Raw genomic sequence first — 16,069 nt, forward strand, 5'->3', positions numbered from 1 at the left:
TCTCGGGGGGCGGCCCCCGCCCAACAACCCCCCTAAAGAACCCAAAACCCCCCCCCCCCCCCCCCCCCCGCGGGCGCGCCCCCCGCCCCCCCCCCCCCCCCCCCCCCGCCGCCGCACTGGAACTGCTGGCCCCCTTGGGCGGCAAGGACTCCGGGACCCTCGGCGCCATCAAGAACACCATGTTCGCCGGTGTCGTCGCCGCGCTCACCGCCGAGGCGCCCTCGACGATTCCGGTGTCGGAGTAGGTTGTCCCCCAGCTGATCCAGCGCGCGCACCATTCGAGGAGACCGTCTTGAGCGAGGCCGCCACCCTGCGACGCCGGGGCCACATCGCCGTCATCACCCTGAACAGGCCCGAGGCGATGAACGCGGTGAACGCGGCACTGTCGGTCGCGGTCGGCGCCGCCCTCGAGGAACTGGCCGCCGACCCGCGGTTGCGGGTCGGCGTCATCACCGGCGCGGGCCGGGCGTTCTGCGCGGGCGCGGATCTCAAAGAACTCGCCCGCGGCAACGGCATCGGCGACCCCGAGCACCCCGAATACGGATTCGCCGGACTCGTCCAGCATTTCATCGACAAACCGCTCATCGCCGCTGTCAACGGCTTCGCCCTCGGCGGCGGCACCGAGATCGTGCTGGCCAGCGACCTGGCCGTGATGAGCCAGGACGCCACCCTCGGATTGCCCGAGGTCAAGCGCGGCCTCATCGCCGCCGCGGGTGGACTGCTGCGGCTGCCGCGCCAGATCCCACCCAAGATCGCGCTGGAAATGGCGCTGACCGGCACCCCCGTCGACGCCGCCGCGGCCGCTGCCTGGGGCTTGGTCAACCGTGTCGTCCCCGCCGAACAGGTGCTGCCCACCGCCATCGCGCTCGCCGAGACCATCGCCGCCAACGCGCCGCTCGCGGTACGTGCCTCGAAACGAATCATCCACCGCGTCAACGACTTCGGCTCCGAATGGGACACCCCGGTCTGGGAGATGAGCATGCAGGAGGCGACGGGGGTGTTCCGCAGCAAGGACGCCGAGGAGGGCCCCCGCGCCTTCGCTGAAAAGCGCGTACCGCAGTGGCGCGGCGAATGACGCCGTCCCGCTGCGGGCGGTTCCCCTCCGATCGTGGTGGTGAGTCCGGGCGGCGCGAATCGATTCGACCGGACCACGCTGCTGAGGTCGGGTCCGCACGTCAAGTCCACCGGCCGACCAGCCGCAGCTCACACGAGGGTCGGCGACCGAGATCCGCACGTGCCCCGAGTGGGTACGAATCGGCTCCGCTCAGGTGCGGTATTGCTGATGCGCTAGGTCGGGTCGGGTTGGGTGGCAGGGTTTTCGACGCTGAGATGGCGGTCGAAGAAGGCGAAGATGCGGTGCCAGGCGTCGCGGGTGGCGTCCTCGTCGTAGCCGAGACCGGTAACGCGCAGCAGCGGCTCGACCGGGAAAATATTGGCGAATCCGTGCATGGTGCCGGGGTAGGACTTGATGTCGTGCTCGACGCCGAGTTCGGTCAGCGCGCGATCGAGTTTGGCGGGTGCGCCGATCAGTGACGGGTCCAGTGCCGCATAGCTGGCCACCACCGGGCACGCGCCGTCCAACCGGGCGCGGTAGTCGCCGTAGAGGCCCGGATAGAACGGCGCCGTCGCGTCGAAGCCCTGGGCAGCGGTGAGTAGCGCGAAACCACCGCCCATGCAGAAGCCGATGACCGCGGTCTTGCGTGTGCACTCGGCGTCGGCGAGCAGGTGGTCACGCGCGGCGAGGATGTCACGCACCGGCGGGCCGTCTCCGGTGACCAGCAACGCGCGGAAGACCGAGCGAATGCAGCGAACTCGGCCGCGAGAGAACAGGTTCGGGGCGATCGTGAGGTAGCCGTAGTCGGCCAGCATCTCGACATTGCTGCGCAGATCGCCGCTGAAACCCACCGCGTCGTGCACTACCACAATGCCCGGCCACGGCCCCACGCCGGTGGGACGAGCCAGGATCGCTTCGATCGTGCCGTCGGGCGCGTCGAGCTCGATGGTCTTCATGCCTACCGAATCTAAGGCACTGTCTCAGACGTGTACAGCACCCTGTCGGCTAACCATCTCCGAACAAGCCGATATGACCATCGAAATCCCCGAAGTCCGCGCCCCGGTGGGTTACCGTCTGCGCGGTAAAGGTCCCGAGCGGTGCCCGATCGACGACGCGCAGCAGCCTCGCGCGGCGGGCGAAGCTCCGGTGGGTGCAATGCCGACAGAAAGGCAACGTGGTCAAACTCCGGCCGCCATGGCGCGCGATGGTCATCGCAACCGCCCTGGCCTTCACCGTGTTCACGGCATCGACGCTCGTCGCGGCGCAACCCGTCGACGCGTCGCGGTTCGACCCCGACCCCACCGGTGACGCCTATCTCGATCAGCATTTCGCCACCGAGGGATTACCGAACGGGGCGATCCTGTCGAGCCGTTCGGTGCGGATCCTGCCGCCACTGGCCCTGACGTCGAGCTTCGACGCGTGGCAGGTGTGGTTCAAGACGACCGCCGCCGACGGTGCGGACATCGCCGCGCTGACCACGATCATGAAACCGAAGACGTGGAACGGCGGGGTTGTCAGCAACAACTACGCGATCGACAGTGTCGGCCTGAGATGCAACCCGTCGTATCAACTGACCCATGAGGTGTCCATCGAGGCGCCCGATATCACTCGCCAATTGCTGTGGCGCGGTTACGCGGTCGTGATGACCGACTATCAAGGCCCCCAGATGGCCTACGCCCACGGACCCACCCAGGGCCGGGAGGTGCTCGACGGTATTCGCGCCGCGCTCGCCTTCCCCTCGGCCGGGCTGGCGGGCAGCCCGACTGCGATGATCGGCTATAGCGGTGGCGCGATCGCGACGGTCTGGGCCGCGCAACTGCAACCCACCTACGCACCCGAGCTGAGAATGCTGGGGGCCGCGGCGGGCGGCACACCCGCGGATCTGAGCCTGCTGCGCACGACCATGGACGGCACACCACCTACCTCGGTGCTGTATCTGATGGCGGCACTCGGCGTGGCCCGAGTGACACCCGGCGCTTTCGACCTGCTCAACGATGTCGGCGTGGCGACTGTGGGGCAGACCAAGAACCTGTGCTCGCCTGCCGCGGTGCTCGGTGTCATACCGGTGCCGTTGCGCTCGCTGACGAGTGTCGACCCCTACGACACCGATGTCGCGCGCCGCATCTACCAGGAGACGAAGGCCGGTGGCGCGACACCGACCATGCCGGTCTACCTGTGGCACGGCCTGTTCGACGTATGGATTCCGGTCGCGGGCGCGCGGGCGCTGCAGCAGACATGGCAGAACGCGGGGGCCGACGTGTCGCTCACGGTACTGCCGTGTGATCACATCACCTGCGCATACACCCCTGGTGCGCTGGAACGGATCGACAGCTGGATGGGCCGGTAGCAGGGTTGCAGCTCGGTGGACGGCGTGGTGGCGGGTTCGCTCTGTACTGTCGAGTCATCGGCCACCTCCAGTTCTGCAGTGGCACAGCATGACTCGCGACGATGCCATAGGTGCGAACCGGCAGTTACGGGCGCGACGATGTAGCCGGGTCGGTGTCCGGCTCCCCTTCCGGGGTCTCTGGTGACGACTCGGCTGAGCAACTGCGTCACGATGCGCCTGGACACACTGCTGACCGACTGGGGTTACTGGCGCGAGGAACTGGCCGACCCTTGATGGGTGCGCGGGTGCGCGTGGAAATCGCCCCCAAGCCGCGCATTAGGGTCTGACCGCATGGCAGTCCTCTCCCGCCCCATCAGAAGCCTGGCAATCGTACTCGGTGTGGCCGTTGCGATTCCGATGCTCGCGACCCTGGCCTTCGCGGCCATCGGCCACCCCGAATGCGCCACCATCCCGGAAGATGTGGGCCCGTGCGGATACTGGGCACGCGTGGCGGAATACGGGCCGTTCATCATGCTGTGGGGAACCGTCGTCACCGCAGGCTTCGGAACAACGGTGTGGCTGGTGGTCGTCGCCGCACTCCGCGAGTAATACATCCGGCACCGGCTGACCAGATGACCGGCCCTCAATAGCGGCTGCGGGTTTACCCTGGTTTCCCGCGAGGGCCGGTGACGAGAAAGGCGCGTTGTCGACCGTCCTCGTCTCCTGTCTCCAGTTGGCCATCGACATGTGGTGTGGGACTTGTGTGTTTGTCTGTCGGGTGTGAAATCGAAGTTGGTTCGGGTCGGCATCGGTGTGCTCGGGTGGACTGCGACACTGGCGGGAGGCGCTGGGGTCGCGTTGCACTTCAGTCGGTCGTTGTCTCGGGTGCTGGTCTTGGCGGCTTCGGGTGCGCCGTATCTGATGGGTGCCGTGTTCATTGGGATTGTGGCGTTTGCAGCCACGCGACGCTGGATCAGTGCGGGTGTGGCGGGCGTTGTGGTGGCCGCCGCGGTCTGGACTCAAGCTCCGCTGTACGTCCATCGCTCGGGCGGCGTCGATGGACCCGCCGTGATGGTGATGCAGGCCAACCTTTTGTTCGACGGAGCGGATCCAGGGGCGCTGGTCGACCAGGTACGCGCGCGGAACATCGCTGTGCTCACTGTCAACGAACTCACCCCGGCGGCGGTCGAGGGCCTCGGCCGTGCAGGGCTCGACCAGGTGTTGCCGTACCGGTATCTCTCGCCGGGAAGGACCGCGGCCGGAACGGGAATCTGGAGCAGCTACCCGCTGTCGGAGACCGTTGAGTATGACGGGTTCGTGCTGAACCAACTCTCGGCGACCGCAGACATTCCGGGCGCCGGACCGGTCACGGTGTATGCCTTCCATCCGGTGCCCCCGGTGTTCGGCACCCAGGTGTGGGCGGACGAGTTGTCCCGTCTGCGCGCAATTCTCGAGCAGTCGCCATCGGATCGGCCGGTGATCGTCGGTGGCGACTTCAACACGACCTACGATCATCGGCAGTACCGCGCGATATTGTCAGGACGTTTCGCCGACGCCGCCGAACAGGCGGGCGCTGGACATCTGGTCACCTATCCGACCGACAAACGGTGGCCGCCCCTGGTCGGTATCGACCACATCCTCGTCGCGGAGGGCTGCGCGGTCGCGATAGAGACGGTCGACCTACCAGGCGCGGACCACCGCGCCCTGATAGCGCAGATCCGCCTGAACCGTGGAAGACAGTAGCGGCCAGAGGCCACACCCACGAACAACCCGTTGCGCCTGGATCCGGTGCGATTCACGGCTGCATGGGCCCGAGCGCGTAGCGCGCGAACATTGCAGTCCCGCGATCGACGACGCTATCCAGCGTCTGTCTCATCACGCGAGGCAAGCGACACCGCGGCGGGCAGTGTTACGACGCTTCATGTACCCGATGACACGATTCTTGCCGGCACCCCATGATCGCCGAGGTGAGGTCTCGAGATCGGAGCCGTGCCTGCACGCCTGGTCCGGGATCACTCCTTGTTCGACCTATGATCACCGGTCGGCAGGGTGAGGCTGGTCCGGAGGAGTTGATTCTGATGTCCGAGAAGATTTCGTCACAGAACGGGATGTTGACAGGTGCGTTCGGTCGAACACGGGGCCCGGCTCGGCCTCGCTGTGGTGGCGATTCTTGCCGGATCACCGGCCGTAGCCGGCCCGGCGAATGCGGGAGCGACCCCGGCGCTCACCGAGGTCGATTTCACCACGCTCGACCTCGCCGCCTGACAGCTCGATAACAGGCGGCAGGAAACCTCGATGGGCGATAGTGCGATCATCGCGAAAATGGTGCAGGCAGCCGACCGCATCGCCGGCACGCTTGTTTACAAAGCCTCCATAAGAATCAGCGAAACACACCACGGATTCCCGCACGAGATACGGAATACTCTCGAACGAATTCGGCACGAAGACGAGCACCTCGCACCCGAGATCGACAAGATCAAGATTGGCCCGGCTGCACACACGGACCGTGATACCGCCACCGAACACCCAGAATCCGGCGCAAGCACGCGGGGACCGGTCCACGGGCCGGACCCGACCGCTGAGGACGGCTTTCTGGACTTGCCCATCGAGGAGCAGATACGCCGACTCGAGGAAGCACACGGCATCCACACCGACGCTGAGCGGGCACTCGAAATAAGCCTCTTCATGGAGGACAAGTTCCGCGACATCTCCTACATTTCCGGTCAGGCACGACCAGAGACGGTGTTCGATGGGCCCGAGGGGTGGGCGAGCTGGCTCGATGCCCGACTGTTCGCGCGGCGGAACCTCGATCGCGAGATGTCGGTGGACCTGATGCAGGAAATACACTACCGACTGATAATCCGAAGCAATCCGGTGAGGGCCGGGCAACTCGGGCCCGGCGGAAAAGGAGTGGCTAAATTACGTCAGACGTTGTCTCGGAACGAGCGGACTGCCATCGAGGAAAATCCGCTACTCACCCATGTTCCAGGCCCCTTCCGTAGTGAACCCTATGGCGTCGTGCTGTATCCGGAGGTCGAGGGTCGGCCCGGGCGTGCGGCTCGTTGGCTGACCGAACCACCCCGCGACGAGGAACTGGCCGCGATCAGAGATGACCCATTTCTCTCGTACATGAAGCCGGGTTGGATCGATCCGAATAATCAAGGCATTATCATTTACCCGAACTTCGGCAGCGTAGATAATTCGCACGCATTCCATGAGTCGCTGTGTGACTGGTACAACGATGCGACCAGACAGCCCGGGTTCAACCCGTATCAGTCTGCGGCCAGCTTTCAGAGGCAATTCATTTCTGCGCACGCATGGATCGGCGATTCCCATGGCAGGCATTCGCGGATCCTGATGAATCATTTATTGGAGCGGGCGGGCAAGCCGCCTGCCGCAGTCGCCGAGTTCGACAACGATATGCTCACTTCTCCATCGCAGTGGGCTGACGCGGTCGAGGCCGGAAGTGACCGCTATGGGCATTGGCAGGACAAAATCGAACGGTCGGGTGGAAACATCGAACCGGTGGACCTGTTCGACCTGGGGCCGATGCAGCAGCTATATCCACACATGGGGGGCGAGCCTTCTCCATTCACACCAGGAGAGAAACACGACGTTGCTAAATACGGCGAGCTGCACAGGCGACTTCGCCTCGCGTCCGAGGAGTAGGCATCGGTCTACTTTCGTTCGCCCCCTCCTCGGCAACTTGATCGCACCGGATCTCCGCTCGGTGATCTCGAGCCGCGCGCACTTCGGAAGCACCGCGAACCGATAGCCGGCCACAGCGCCGCGGATCCGAGTACCCAGGGCGCGAACACGGCCAGCATCAGCCGGTACAGGTTGCTCACGATCAGGAACACACCTGGCATCCGCGACAGCCCGGCACGAACTTCGTTGTTTTCTGCGCCGTTACTACAGGGACCCTGGTGGATCGGCGAGTGTCGCATGGTCGCGCATCACACAGGTGGCGCTCGCCGTCAGGGGGCACTCGATGCGGTGACCAGCGGGTCGGCGTCGGGTGAGTTCGCCGAGCGGGAGGTCCGCACTTCGGCGAGGGCGGCAAGACGCTGCATGGTCCGATCCACAGCGCCCGGCCCGGCAGGGAGCAGGGGCAGCCGGACGTCGGGGGTGGGGATTCGCCCCTGGGCGTGCAGAACCGCCTTGATCACCGTCGGGTTGGGTTCACTGAAGGCAGCGGCCGACATTTTTGCCAGTGCGGCTCCCAGTGCGCGGGCATGTGCGTGGTTTCCGTTGCGCCAGGCGGAGATCAGCGCGACGAAAGGTGCGGTGGTCAGTTGCGCGGAGGCGAGGATGCCGCCGGTGGCGCCGAGGGCGATCAGAGGGGACAGGAACTCGTCGTCGCCTGCGAGGACGGCGAAGTCCTCGGGCAGGTCGCCCAGGAGGTCGACGGTGTCGGCGTCGATGCTGCCGGTCGCGTATTTCACCGCGGCGATGCCGGGCAGGCGGCCCAATTCGCGCAGCGTGCCGGCGCTGACGGATCGGGCTGTGCGGTAAGGGATGTGGTAGATGATCACGGGAACCGGGCTGGTTGCCGCGAGCTGGGTGAAGTGTGCGCGGACACCGGCTTCCGACGGGCGCGTGTAGTAGGGCACGGGGACCAGGGCGGCAGTGATCTCGGGATGGGATTCGAGAGCCACGAGCGCGGTGGTGGTGGCGCGGGTGTCGTTGTCGCCCGCACCGAGGATCAGCGGTGCGCTGCGGGTGCGGCAGACCTCGGCGCACACCGCAAGGACGGTGCGCTTTTCGTCGGCGTCGAGGGTAGCGGGTTCGCCGGTGGTGCCGAGTGCGACCAGACCGGTCGCGCCCTCGTCGAGGACGCGGTGAGCCAGGGATTCCAGGGCATCCACCGCGACATCCCCATGGCGGTGAACGGGGTCACGAGCGGGACGAATATCCCCTGCAGAGGTTCGTGCTGAGCCATACGTCCAGCTTGTCCGCCCGATAACCGCAGGTCTAGTTCGCATTTGTGGCTTCGAGCGTAAGCTCAGCTGATGCTCGATGTTCGGCGCTTGCGACTGCTGCGGGAACTGGCGCGCCGCGGCACGATCGCGGCCGTCGCCGAAGCCATGGCCTTCACGCCCTCCGCGGTCTCGCAGCAACTGAGCGCGCTGGAACGGGAAGCGGGGGTGGCGTTACTGCAGCGCACCGGTCGACGGGTGACCCTCACACCGGCCGGGCACACCCTCGTCGGGCACACCGAAGCCGTGCTGGCCCGGCTCGAAGAGGCCGAAGCCGATCTGGCGAACACCGAGGCCGGGCTGACCGGTCCATTGCGGATCGGCGCCTTTCCTTCTGCCACACAGGCTTTCATCCCCGCCGCCCTGAGCACGCTGGCCGCGGACCATCCCGGCCTAGAACCCCAGGTGGCCGAACTCGATCCGGCGCTGGTTTCGGACGCGCTACGCGCCGGCGAACTGGATGTGGCCCTCGTGCACGACTACGACCTGGTGCCGTTCCCACCCGAAACCGGAGTGCGCACCGAGCCCCTCTACCGCGAGACGATGTTCCTCGCCTCGACCACATCCCGCGCCGCCACTCCCGGCGCGGTGCTCACCACCTGCCGCGACGAGCCGTGGATCGTGGCCAGCACCGGCACCCGTTGCCACACCATGACCATCCGCGCCTGCCGGGCCGCGGGCTTTCTCCCTCACGTCCGTCATCAGATCGACGATTTCGCCACAGCGCTGGCCTTTGTCGCCGCCGGACAGGGCGTCGCACTGGTCCCCGAGCTGAGCGCCGCACACCCACCGGCCGAAGTGATCCTCACCGAACTCCCGATCGCACGCCACACCAGAATCGCCTTCCGTGCAGGCGCTGACCGCCATCCGGCCGTCGTCGCGTTCACCCGCGCCATGAACGCGACGGTGTCTGCCTGAACTCAGGGCAGTGCGGTCCTCGCCGAACCCCGTCCGGCGCCACGGCATTCAGGCCTCCAGCAGCGGCCGCGCCGTTCGTCGATCGCGGCGCTCGCAGCCGCTGCCTGCTGGGGTTCGCTGACCCCGGCCTCGGGCACCCCGCGCGGTGTGGGAGTCTTGTCGGGTATCTCAGTGGAAGGGCTTCTCGTGACGCTCGGCATGGTCCTCGGCGACTCCTTCGCTCGCGCTTCGACGCAGGACCGCTAGCCCTCCCCGTTCCGACCCGCCTCCCGGGTCCGACACCGGCTGTTCTCCCTCCTGGTCGAAGTGCTTTCCGTGCCCATGCACGTTCGATCACGAGGAGCACCCCCGTGCCCACCATGCACTGGACCGAAGCCGACACCGACCGCAGCGCGCGCTGGCATTCCGAGAGCGCCGCACCGCTGCCGCGACACGTCGTCGTCGCCGATGACACCCTGCGCGCCGACACCGCCTACCGGCTGGCATGCGAAGGCACCACGCTGTTGTGGCGGGGCGATTTTCAGCAGGCGCGCCAGTTGTTGCAGGCACTGCGTCGCCGCATCGACCGCATCGCGTCGCCACGAGGCGGCAGCGTCGCCGAATCGTTTCACCTGTACCGCAGGGCCCGCGGCCATCGCGCGCGGGTGCTGGGCAAACTGGTCGTGCAGCTGTCCGCGGACCACACCCTCGACCTGCGCCGAGCGCCCGATCTGCGGCAGGTGTGCGCCGAAACCTACGGCTCGCCCAGCGAACCGATGGTCGTCGCGTTCACCGAGTTGCTCGGCGCCATCGGTGCACAGCAGTGGCGGGCCAAAGGCGTGGAGGTGCCTGCGCTGGGTGGGCGCATCCATCCGCACTACGGAGTTTTCTCTCCCGTCCGTGGCGAATACGTCGATCTTGTTGCACGGGCGCCACTGCCGGACGGCGGTGGTGACCGCACCGCGTTCGATCTCGGCACCGGAACGGGCGTGCTGGCCGCGGTGCTGGCTCGTCGCGGCATCGGGCGGGTCGTAGCCACCGACATCAACCCGCGCGCACTGGCCTGTGCTCGCGACAACATCGACCGGCTCGAGCTCACCGATCGTGTCGAGGTGATCGGGCCCGACCTGTTTCCGCCCGCCCGCGCCGATCTGATCGTGTGCAACCCCCCGTGGCTGCCCGCGCGCCCCACCGCCGCCGTCGAACAGGGAGTCTACGATCCCGGCGGCGCGATGCTGCACGGATTCCTCGACGGGCTCACCGCCCATCTGGCGCCGGGCGGCGAAGGCTGGCTGATCCTGTCGGACCTGGCCGAGCGCCTCGGACTCCGGACCCGTGACGACCTGACCGATGCCATCGACGCGGCGGGCCTGCGAGTCCTCGACCGCCTCGACACCCGCCCGCGCCACACCCGGCCGCTGGATCCCAGCGATCCCCTGCACACCGCTCGCGTAGCGGAGATCACCTCCCTGTGGCGGCTGGCAGCTAAATAGTGCGAAACCTCCCACGCCGCTCGGCTCGCACCCTAACGTCGTGAACAGCAAAGCCGGGCGACGTGATTGAGATTGTGTGGGATGAATCAACCGAAGACTACGTGTGCTGCGTTCCAGCGCATCGCCGCGATCGCCCCCGAGGCGGTCGCGGTTCGCTCCATCGGAGGCGGACAGAGCCTGACCTGGCGTGAATACGCCGATCAGGTCAGGCATATCGCCGCAGGGCTCGACGCCCTCGGGATCGGCCGCGGCGACACCGTCGCGCTGATGATGGCCAACCGGGTCGAGTTCTATCCGCTGGAAGTGGGCGCTCAGCACACTGGCGCGACGTCGTTCTCGGTGTACAACACCTTGGCCCCCGAGCAGTTGAACTATGTGTTCACCAATGCCGAGAACCGGGTGGTGATCTGCGAGGAACAGTACGTCGAACGGGTGCGGTCGTGCGGGGCGCCGATCGAGACCATCGTGTGCGTCGATGCAGAGCATGCGGGAACAATCAGTGTCGCCGAACTCAAAGCCATGGGCCGCACCGATTTCGACTTCGAAGCGACCTGGCAGGCCGTGCAGTCCCAGGACGTCGCGACATTGGTCTACACCTCCGGTACCACCGGAAACCCCAAGGGCGTCGAGATCACCCACGCGAACCTGTACGCCGAGGTGCACGCCTTCAACGCGGTACTGCCGGTCGAATTCGGCGACCGCCAAACCTCCTATCTGCCCAGCGCGCACATGGCCGATCGGATGACCGCGCTGTATTTGCACGAGTTCTTCGGTACCCAGATCACGGTGGTGCCGGACCGGGCGCTGCTGCCTGCCGCATTATTGGATGTGCATCCGACGATCTGGGGTGCGGTGCCGCGAGTGTGGGAAAAGCTCAAGGCCGCGGTCGAATTCTCGGTCGCCAACGAACCCGACGACGCCACCCGCGCCGCTTTGCGGTGGGCGCTGGAGGTGGCAGCGCGCAAGGCTGCCGCACAGCTGGACGGACGACCGGTCGAGGCGGAGCTGGCGGCGGAATGGGCGAAGGCCGATGCGGCGGTGCTGTCGAAGCTGCGTGCGAAACTCGGTCTGGACCAGGTGAAGTGGGCGATGTCGGGTGCGGCGCCGATCCCACCGGAGACCCTCGGGTTCTTCGCAGGCCTCGGCATTCCCATCTCCGAGATCTGGGGCATGTCCGAGCTTACGTGCGTGGCCAGCGCAAGCCCGCCGTCGCAGGCGCGCCTCGGCACGGTCGGCCGGTTGCTGCCCGGCATGGAGTCCATGATCGCCGAGGACGGCGTCCTGATCCGCGGTCCCCTGGTGATGCGTCGTTATCGCAAAGAGCCGGAGAAGACCGCCGAGGCCATCGACGCCGACGGCTGGCTGCACACCGGCGACATCCTCACCGTCGACGCCGACGGATACCTGCGGGTGGTGGACCGCAAAAAGGAACTCATCATCAACGCCGCGGGAAAGAACATGTCCCCGGCCAACATCGAGAACGCGATCAAAGCCGCCGCGCCCCTGGTCGGTGCGCTCGCCACCATCGGCGACGCGCGAGCGTTCAACACCGCACTGATCGTGCTGGACGCCGAATCCGCCCAACCGTATGCCGCGCAGCACGGACTGCCCGACGCCACCCCCGCCACACTCGCCGCCAACCCGGGCGTGATCGCCGAGATCGCGCGCGGCGTCGCGGCGGGCAACGCGAAACTGTCGCGCGTCGAACAGATCAAACGCTTCATCATCCTGCCGACATTCTGGGAACCCGGCGGCGACGAGGTCACCCTGACGATGAAGTTGCGCCGCAAGACGATCGCCGCGAAATACGCCACGGCGATCGAGCAGCTCTATACCGCCGAGCCCGAGGCGACGGTGCACGAGCCCGCCGAATCGGTAGATCTGTATGCGGGCTAGCGGATCGTCGCCGATCGGCCTGTCGAACGGCGAATCCGGCCCGTCAACAGGGTGAGCAGACCGTCCCTATCGGGTCGGTGAATGCTTGCCACCCGCCGCGCAACTGCGCAGCTGGGCGTTGAGTCGTGCGGCGCGGGCGATCGCGGCTTGGGCCTGGAGCTCACCGAGGCGAGGCGGTCGCGGGTGAGGGCTGTCTGGAGCACGTCGACGTCATCGGCGATGAGGCGGGTGTTCCACAGGCTGCGGTCTTGCTCGGCGAGAGAGGAACGAGCCTGCCGTCGGGGCCGGTTCGTGCCGAGCGCCGCGCGTGGTGGAGTGGCATGAGCGCGAGCAGGCCCGCGACCTCTTCATGCTTGGTCTCGGCTGCCAGCCGGCGAGTGAGCCGGATCGCTTCACCGGCCGGGTCGACGTCGCCAGAGTATCCCTCGTTGAAGACCAGGTAGAGCACGCGCAGCACCGTGGTTAGGTCGCCGGGCTGGTCGAACCGGATGCCCGAGACGGTCCGCTTGCTGATCCGCTGCCATGGTCGCCTCCGACCTGCCGACCTCTCGGTGATTGCCTGTAGTCGTGTCCCGCTCGGCGGCACCGAATTCGGTCGAAGCGCGAAAGGCTTACAGCGAGAATGTCAGGCGCTGCGGGCTGAGGTAGTCGGCCGGGTCGTGCATGGTGCGCAATTCTGGGCGGTGGCCGGGGGCGAGGCGGGCCAGTTCCGTGCGCAGCGGGGTGTCGTAGCGGTCGGCGTGGCTGGTGAAACCGGGGAGCCAGTTGTCGTGGTGGCTGGGGACGAAGAGCTTCGGGCCGAGGGATTCGATGTAGCGGCGGGGGTCGCGTAGGCCGTTGGTGATCTGGTTGAAGCCCTGGACGGCACCGATCTGGACGTCGGTGGGGGCAAGGCCGGCCAAGACGTCGAACACGTGCGGGGCTTTCTCGGTCAGCGGACCCGCGGAATCGTGCCAGGTGAGAGTGAATCCGGGAACCCGGAACTGGTAGAGCAGGACACCGCCTTCGGGATCGCGCAGGCGCGGCAGGCTCTGCAGGACCCCGGCGAGCGTCGGCGGGTGCCGCACGATCGCGCGGACATCCGGCGCCGGGAAGAAGGGTGACGCCGGATCGCTGCGGTCTGGCGCGGTCGGGGCCGAATGCAGGTGACGGACGGCAGTCACCGCAACATTGCCGACGGTGAATTCGTGGCGCGCACCGATCAGGGTCTCGGCATCGCCGAGCTCGGAGGTAGGGAACGACGGGTCCGGCACTTGCGCGCGAATAGCCACACAGTGCTCGGTGGTGCCGTGCACGACCGCGCCACAGGCCTGCGCGATCCGGCCCGCGTCACCCGCGTGATCGAAATGCCCGTGCCCGATGAAGATCGCCTCGGGGCGCAGGTCGGCCAGGTCCTGCGCAGTGGCGGGCACATACCCCGAGCTGGTGAACCGGGGCACCCACGCGTCGAGCAGCAACACCGATCCGCCGATTGCCAGCGCGAAGGTTGTGCATCCCACCCACGACAACGCCACCCGGTCGGCGCGCACCGCTCCGGTTCGCGCGTCGACGGTGTCCGTGCCGAAGAAACGCCGGCGCGCCACGACGGTTCGTTCGGCGTCCGGCTCGGCGGATGCTTCCAAACGACCTTCAGCGATCTGCGCGAGGGCATCGAGGGCGCCACCGAGCGCGGTGTGCCGACCGATCAGAGCGCGCGGATGAATGTTGCACACGTGTGTACCAGATCACGGAATCACAGCGCGGGCAAGGGAGACCGCTGCGAGCGCCGGCCGCCCGGCCCGTCGCCACCGACATGCGTAAACACCATGGAGCCTGGTCGCAGTGCGGGACTTCGGTCCGCCGTGGGCCGATCAGTGGCCGGTGTGGGAGGAAACGTCCGGGGCCGACCACCGAAGACCGTCGCCGACGTGAGGCCGACCGCCACTACGCACCAGCTGTACCCCGCTCGTCGGAAAACGGGCGGGTGGCATGCGGCTTTACAGCTGCACGCCAAGCAACGCATCGACCGCGGTCGCGACGAGGGCGGGGGCGTCGCGGTCCGCGCCGCCGTACTCGAGGGCCTGGTCGGCCCAGTTGTCCACAGCAGCCAAGGCTTTCGGGGTGTCGAGATCATCGGCGAGGTGCTGGCGCAGGCGGGCGATGGTGTCCTCGGCGGCGGGGCCGGCGGCCGGCGAGGACGCGCGCCGCCACCGGTCCAGGCGGTGGGTGGCCTCCGCGAGGACGGTGTCGGTCCACATGCGGTCCTGGCGGTAGTGACCGGCGAGCAGGCCGAGGCGGATCGCGGCGGGGTCGGTGCCCGTGCGGCGCAGCTTGGATACGAGGACGAGGTTGCCCTTGGACTTGGACATCTTCTCGCCGTCGAGGCCGATCAGACCGGCGTGCACGTAGTGGCGGGCAAAGCGGCGGCCCGCGATGAGGGCTTCGGCGTGCGCGGCGGAATACTCGTGGTGGGGATAGATCAGGTCGCTGCCGCCGCCCTGGACGTCGAACTCGGGGCCGACGCGGTTGAGCGCGATCGCCGCACACTCGATGTGCCAGCCGGGACGACCCGCGCCGAAGGGGGCGGGCCAGGACGGTTCGTCGGGGCGCGCGGCGCGCCACAGCAGTGCGTCGATGGTGTCGCGCTTGCCCGGTCGGTCGGGGTCGCCGCCGCGCTCGGCGAACAGTCGCTCCATGGTGGCGCGGTCGTAGCCGGATTCGTAGCCGAATTGCTCGGTGGCGTCGGCGCGGAAGTAGATGTCCGGGAATTCGGCATCGTCGACGACATAGGCCGCACCCGAGGCCAGCAGTTTCTGCACCAGTTCCACGACCTCGTCGACGGACTCGATAGCGCCGATGTAGTCGCGCGGCGGCACGATCCGCAGCGCGGACATGTCCGCACGGAACAGCTCGATCTCGCGGGTGCCCAGGTCACGCCAGTCCAAGCCGTCGCGGGCGGCACGCTCGAACAGCGGGTCGTCGACATCGGTCACGTTCTGTACGTAGTGCACGGTGTGGCCCGCGTCCCGCCACAACCGGTTCACCAGGTCGAAGGTGAGATAGGTCGCCGCATGCCCGAGGTGGGTGGCGTCGTAAGGGGTGATCCCGCAGACGTACATGGTGGCGGTGGGGCCGGGGGTGACCGGCCGGACCTGTCGGTCGGCTGTATCGAACAACCGCAACGGTGGCCCTGCTCCGGGGATGGTGGGAAGGGCGGTATCGGACCAGGACTGCATGATTCGAGGGTAAAGGTGTGGTGGAGATCATCGGCCTTCGCCCCGTCTGATTCGCGACGTAGCACACCCCGATGGCGGGTTCCGACCTGCGTAAATGTCGTCGCCGGTGGATGTCAACGTTTACGGTCTGGCTGGTTCGATGCGATGCGGGGTCGAATTGCGATGTCGGCGAACCGGGCGAATCGCGATCTCGCAGTCGCCGGCGGGGC

General features: G+C 67.2%; 13 protein-coding genes and 1 pseudogene. 9 read left to right on the forward strand and 5 right to left on the reverse strand.

Translation table 11 applies throughout. The features are described from left to right. The first annotated feature begins 292 nt into the window (after positions 1–292). Positions 293–1,075, forward strand: coding sequence for a crotonase/enoyl-CoA hydratase family protein (locus ACFU4Z_RS17910; RefSeq protein WP_379064191.1), 783 nt, complete (start codon positions 293–295; stop codon positions 1,073–1,075). Between the two features lie 212 nt (positions 1,076–1,287). On the opposite strand, the gene ACFU4Z_RS17915 is transcribed toward ACFU4Z_RS17910, so the two are convergent. Further along, positions 1,288–2,010 carry a dienelactone hydrolase family protein gene (locus ACFU4Z_RS17915; RefSeq protein WP_379064193.1) on the reverse strand — a complete coding sequence of 241 codons (723 nt, stop codon included), beginning with the start codon at positions 2,008–2,010 and terminating at the stop codon, positions 1,288–1,290. A gap of 248 nt (positions 2,011–2,258) precedes the next feature. On the opposite strand from ACFU4Z_RS17915, the gene ACFU4Z_RS17920 reads away from it, so the two are divergent. From ACFU4Z_RS17920 to ACFU4Z_RS17940, 5 genes are all read left to right on the forward strand, one after another. Further along, positions 2,259–3,401, forward strand: a complete 1,143-nt coding sequence (locus ACFU4Z_RS17920; RefSeq protein ID WP_379064195.1) for a lipase family protein — start codon at positions 2,259–2,261, stop codon at positions 3,399–3,401. A gap of 378 nt (positions 3,402–3,779) precedes the next feature. After that, positions 3,780–3,989: a hypothetical protein gene (locus ACFU4Z_RS17925; protein WP_379064197.1), complete on the forward strand. Its 210-nt coding sequence runs from the start codon at positions 3,780–3,782 to the stop codon at positions 3,987–3,989. A gap of 171 nt (positions 3,990–4,160) precedes the next feature. Then, positions 4,161–5,123 carry an endonuclease/exonuclease/phosphatase family protein gene (locus tag ACFU4Z_RS17930; RefSeq protein WP_379064199.1) on the forward strand — a complete coding sequence of 321 codons (963 nt, stop codon included), beginning with the start codon at positions 4,161–4,163 and terminating at the stop codon, positions 5,121–5,123. Positions 5,124–5,498: 375 nt separating this feature from the next. Continuing rightward, positions 5,499–5,645 carry a hypothetical protein gene (locus ACFU4Z_RS17935; protein ID WP_379064201.1) on the forward strand — a complete coding sequence of 49 codons (147 nt, stop codon included), beginning with the start codon at positions 5,499–5,501 and terminating at the stop codon, positions 5,643–5,645. 30 nt (positions 5,646–5,675) lie between these two features. Further along, positions 5,676–7,049, forward strand: a complete 1,374-nt coding sequence (locus ACFU4Z_RS17940; protein ID WP_379064203.1) for a hypothetical protein — start codon at positions 5,676–5,678, stop codon at positions 7,047–7,049. Between the two features lie 308 nt (positions 7,050–7,357). Here ACFU4Z_RS17940 and ACFU4Z_RS17945 read toward each other — a convergent pair whose 3' ends face one another. After that, complete coding sequence (locus ACFU4Z_RS17945) at positions 7,358–8,248, reverse strand: dihydrodipicolinate synthase family protein (protein WP_379064205.1); 891 nt, start codon at positions 8,246–8,248, stop codon at positions 7,358–7,360. Positions 8,249–8,392: 144 nt separating this feature from the next. Between ACFU4Z_RS17945 and ACFU4Z_RS17950 the strand changes: the two genes are divergently transcribed. From ACFU4Z_RS17950 to fadD11, 3 genes are all read left to right on the forward strand, one after another. Further along, the gene (locus ACFU4Z_RS17950) at positions 8,393–9,277 is read left to right on the forward strand and encodes a LysR substrate-binding domain-containing protein (RefSeq protein WP_379064207.1); all 885 of its coding nucleotides are present in this window, start codon (positions 8,393–8,395) and stop codon (positions 9,275–9,277) included. A gap of 359 nt (positions 9,278–9,636) precedes the next feature. Continuing rightward, a complete protein-coding gene (locus ACFU4Z_RS17955; protein ID WP_379064314.1) occupies positions 9,637–10,749 on the forward strand; it encodes a methyltransferase in 1,113 nt (370 codons plus the stop codon). An 81-nt stretch (positions 10,750–10,830) separates the two neighbouring features. Continuing rightward, positions 10,831–12,645 carry a fatty acid--CoA ligase FadD11 gene (gene fadD11, locus ACFU4Z_RS17960; protein ID WP_379064209.1) on the forward strand — a complete coding sequence of 605 codons (1,815 nt, stop codon included), beginning with the start codon at positions 10,831–10,833 and terminating at the stop codon, positions 12,643–12,645. 135 nt (positions 12,646–12,780) lie between these two features. Here fadD11 and ACFU4Z_RS17965 read toward each other — a convergent pair. The 3 genes and pseudogenes from ACFU4Z_RS17965 to mshC form a co-directional block, all read right to left on the reverse strand. Beyond that, positions 12,781–13,165, reverse strand: a pseudogene (locus ACFU4Z_RS17965) (DUF6596 domain-containing protein); the annotation flags it as partial. Between the two features lie 91 nt (positions 13,166–13,256). Beyond that, positions 13,257–14,357 carry an MBL fold metallo-hydrolase gene (locus ACFU4Z_RS17970; protein WP_379064211.1) on the reverse strand — a complete coding sequence of 367 codons (1,101 nt, stop codon included), beginning with the start codon at positions 14,355–14,357 and terminating at the stop codon, positions 13,257–13,259. A 264-nt stretch (positions 14,358–14,621) separates the two neighbouring features. After that, positions 14,622–15,860 carry a cysteine--1-D-myo-inosityl 2-amino-2-deoxy-alpha-D-glucopyranoside ligase gene (mshC, locus tag ACFU4Z_RS17975; RefSeq protein ID WP_379064213.1) on the reverse strand — a complete coding sequence of 413 codons (1,239 nt, stop codon included), beginning with the start codon at positions 15,858–15,860 and terminating at the stop codon, positions 14,622–14,624. Positions 15,861–16,069: the final 209 nt, after the last annotated feature.

It is taken from the genome of Nocardia sp. NPDC057440 (assembly GCF_042802915.1).
In the GTDB taxonomy this organism is placed as follows: Bacteria; Actinomycetota; Actinomycetes; order Mycobacteriales; family Mycobacteriaceae; genus Nocardia.

Bases quoted from the DNA above. Each gene is read 5' to 3' on its own strand.
- mshC (WP_379064213.1), bottom strand. From the start codon at position 15,860: ATGCAGTCCTGGTCCGATACCGCCCTTCCCACCATCCCCGGAGCAGGG.
- ACFU4Z_RS17915 (WP_379064193.1), bottom strand. From the start codon at position 2,010: ATGAAGACCATCGAGCTCGACGCGCCCGACGGCACGATCGAAGCGATC.
- ACFU4Z_RS17920 (WP_379064195.1), top strand. From the start codon at position 2,259: ATGGTCATCGCAACCGCCCTGGCCTTCACCGTGTTCACGGCATCGACG.
- ACFU4Z_RS17940 (WP_379064203.1), top strand. From the start codon at position 5,676: ATGGGCGATAGTGCGATCATCGCGAAAATGGTGCAGGCAGCCGACCGC.
- fadD11 (WP_379064209.1), top strand. From the start codon at position 10,831: ATGAATCAACCGAAGACTACGTGTGCTGCGTTCCAGCGCATCGCCGCG.
- ACFU4Z_RS17950 (WP_379064207.1), top strand. From the start codon at position 8,393: ATGCTCGATGTTCGGCGCTTGCGACTGCTGCGGGAACTGGCGCGCCGC.
- ACFU4Z_RS17955 (WP_379064314.1), top strand. From the start codon at position 9,637: ATGCACTGGACCGAAGCCGACACCGACCGCAGCGCGCGCTGGCATTCC.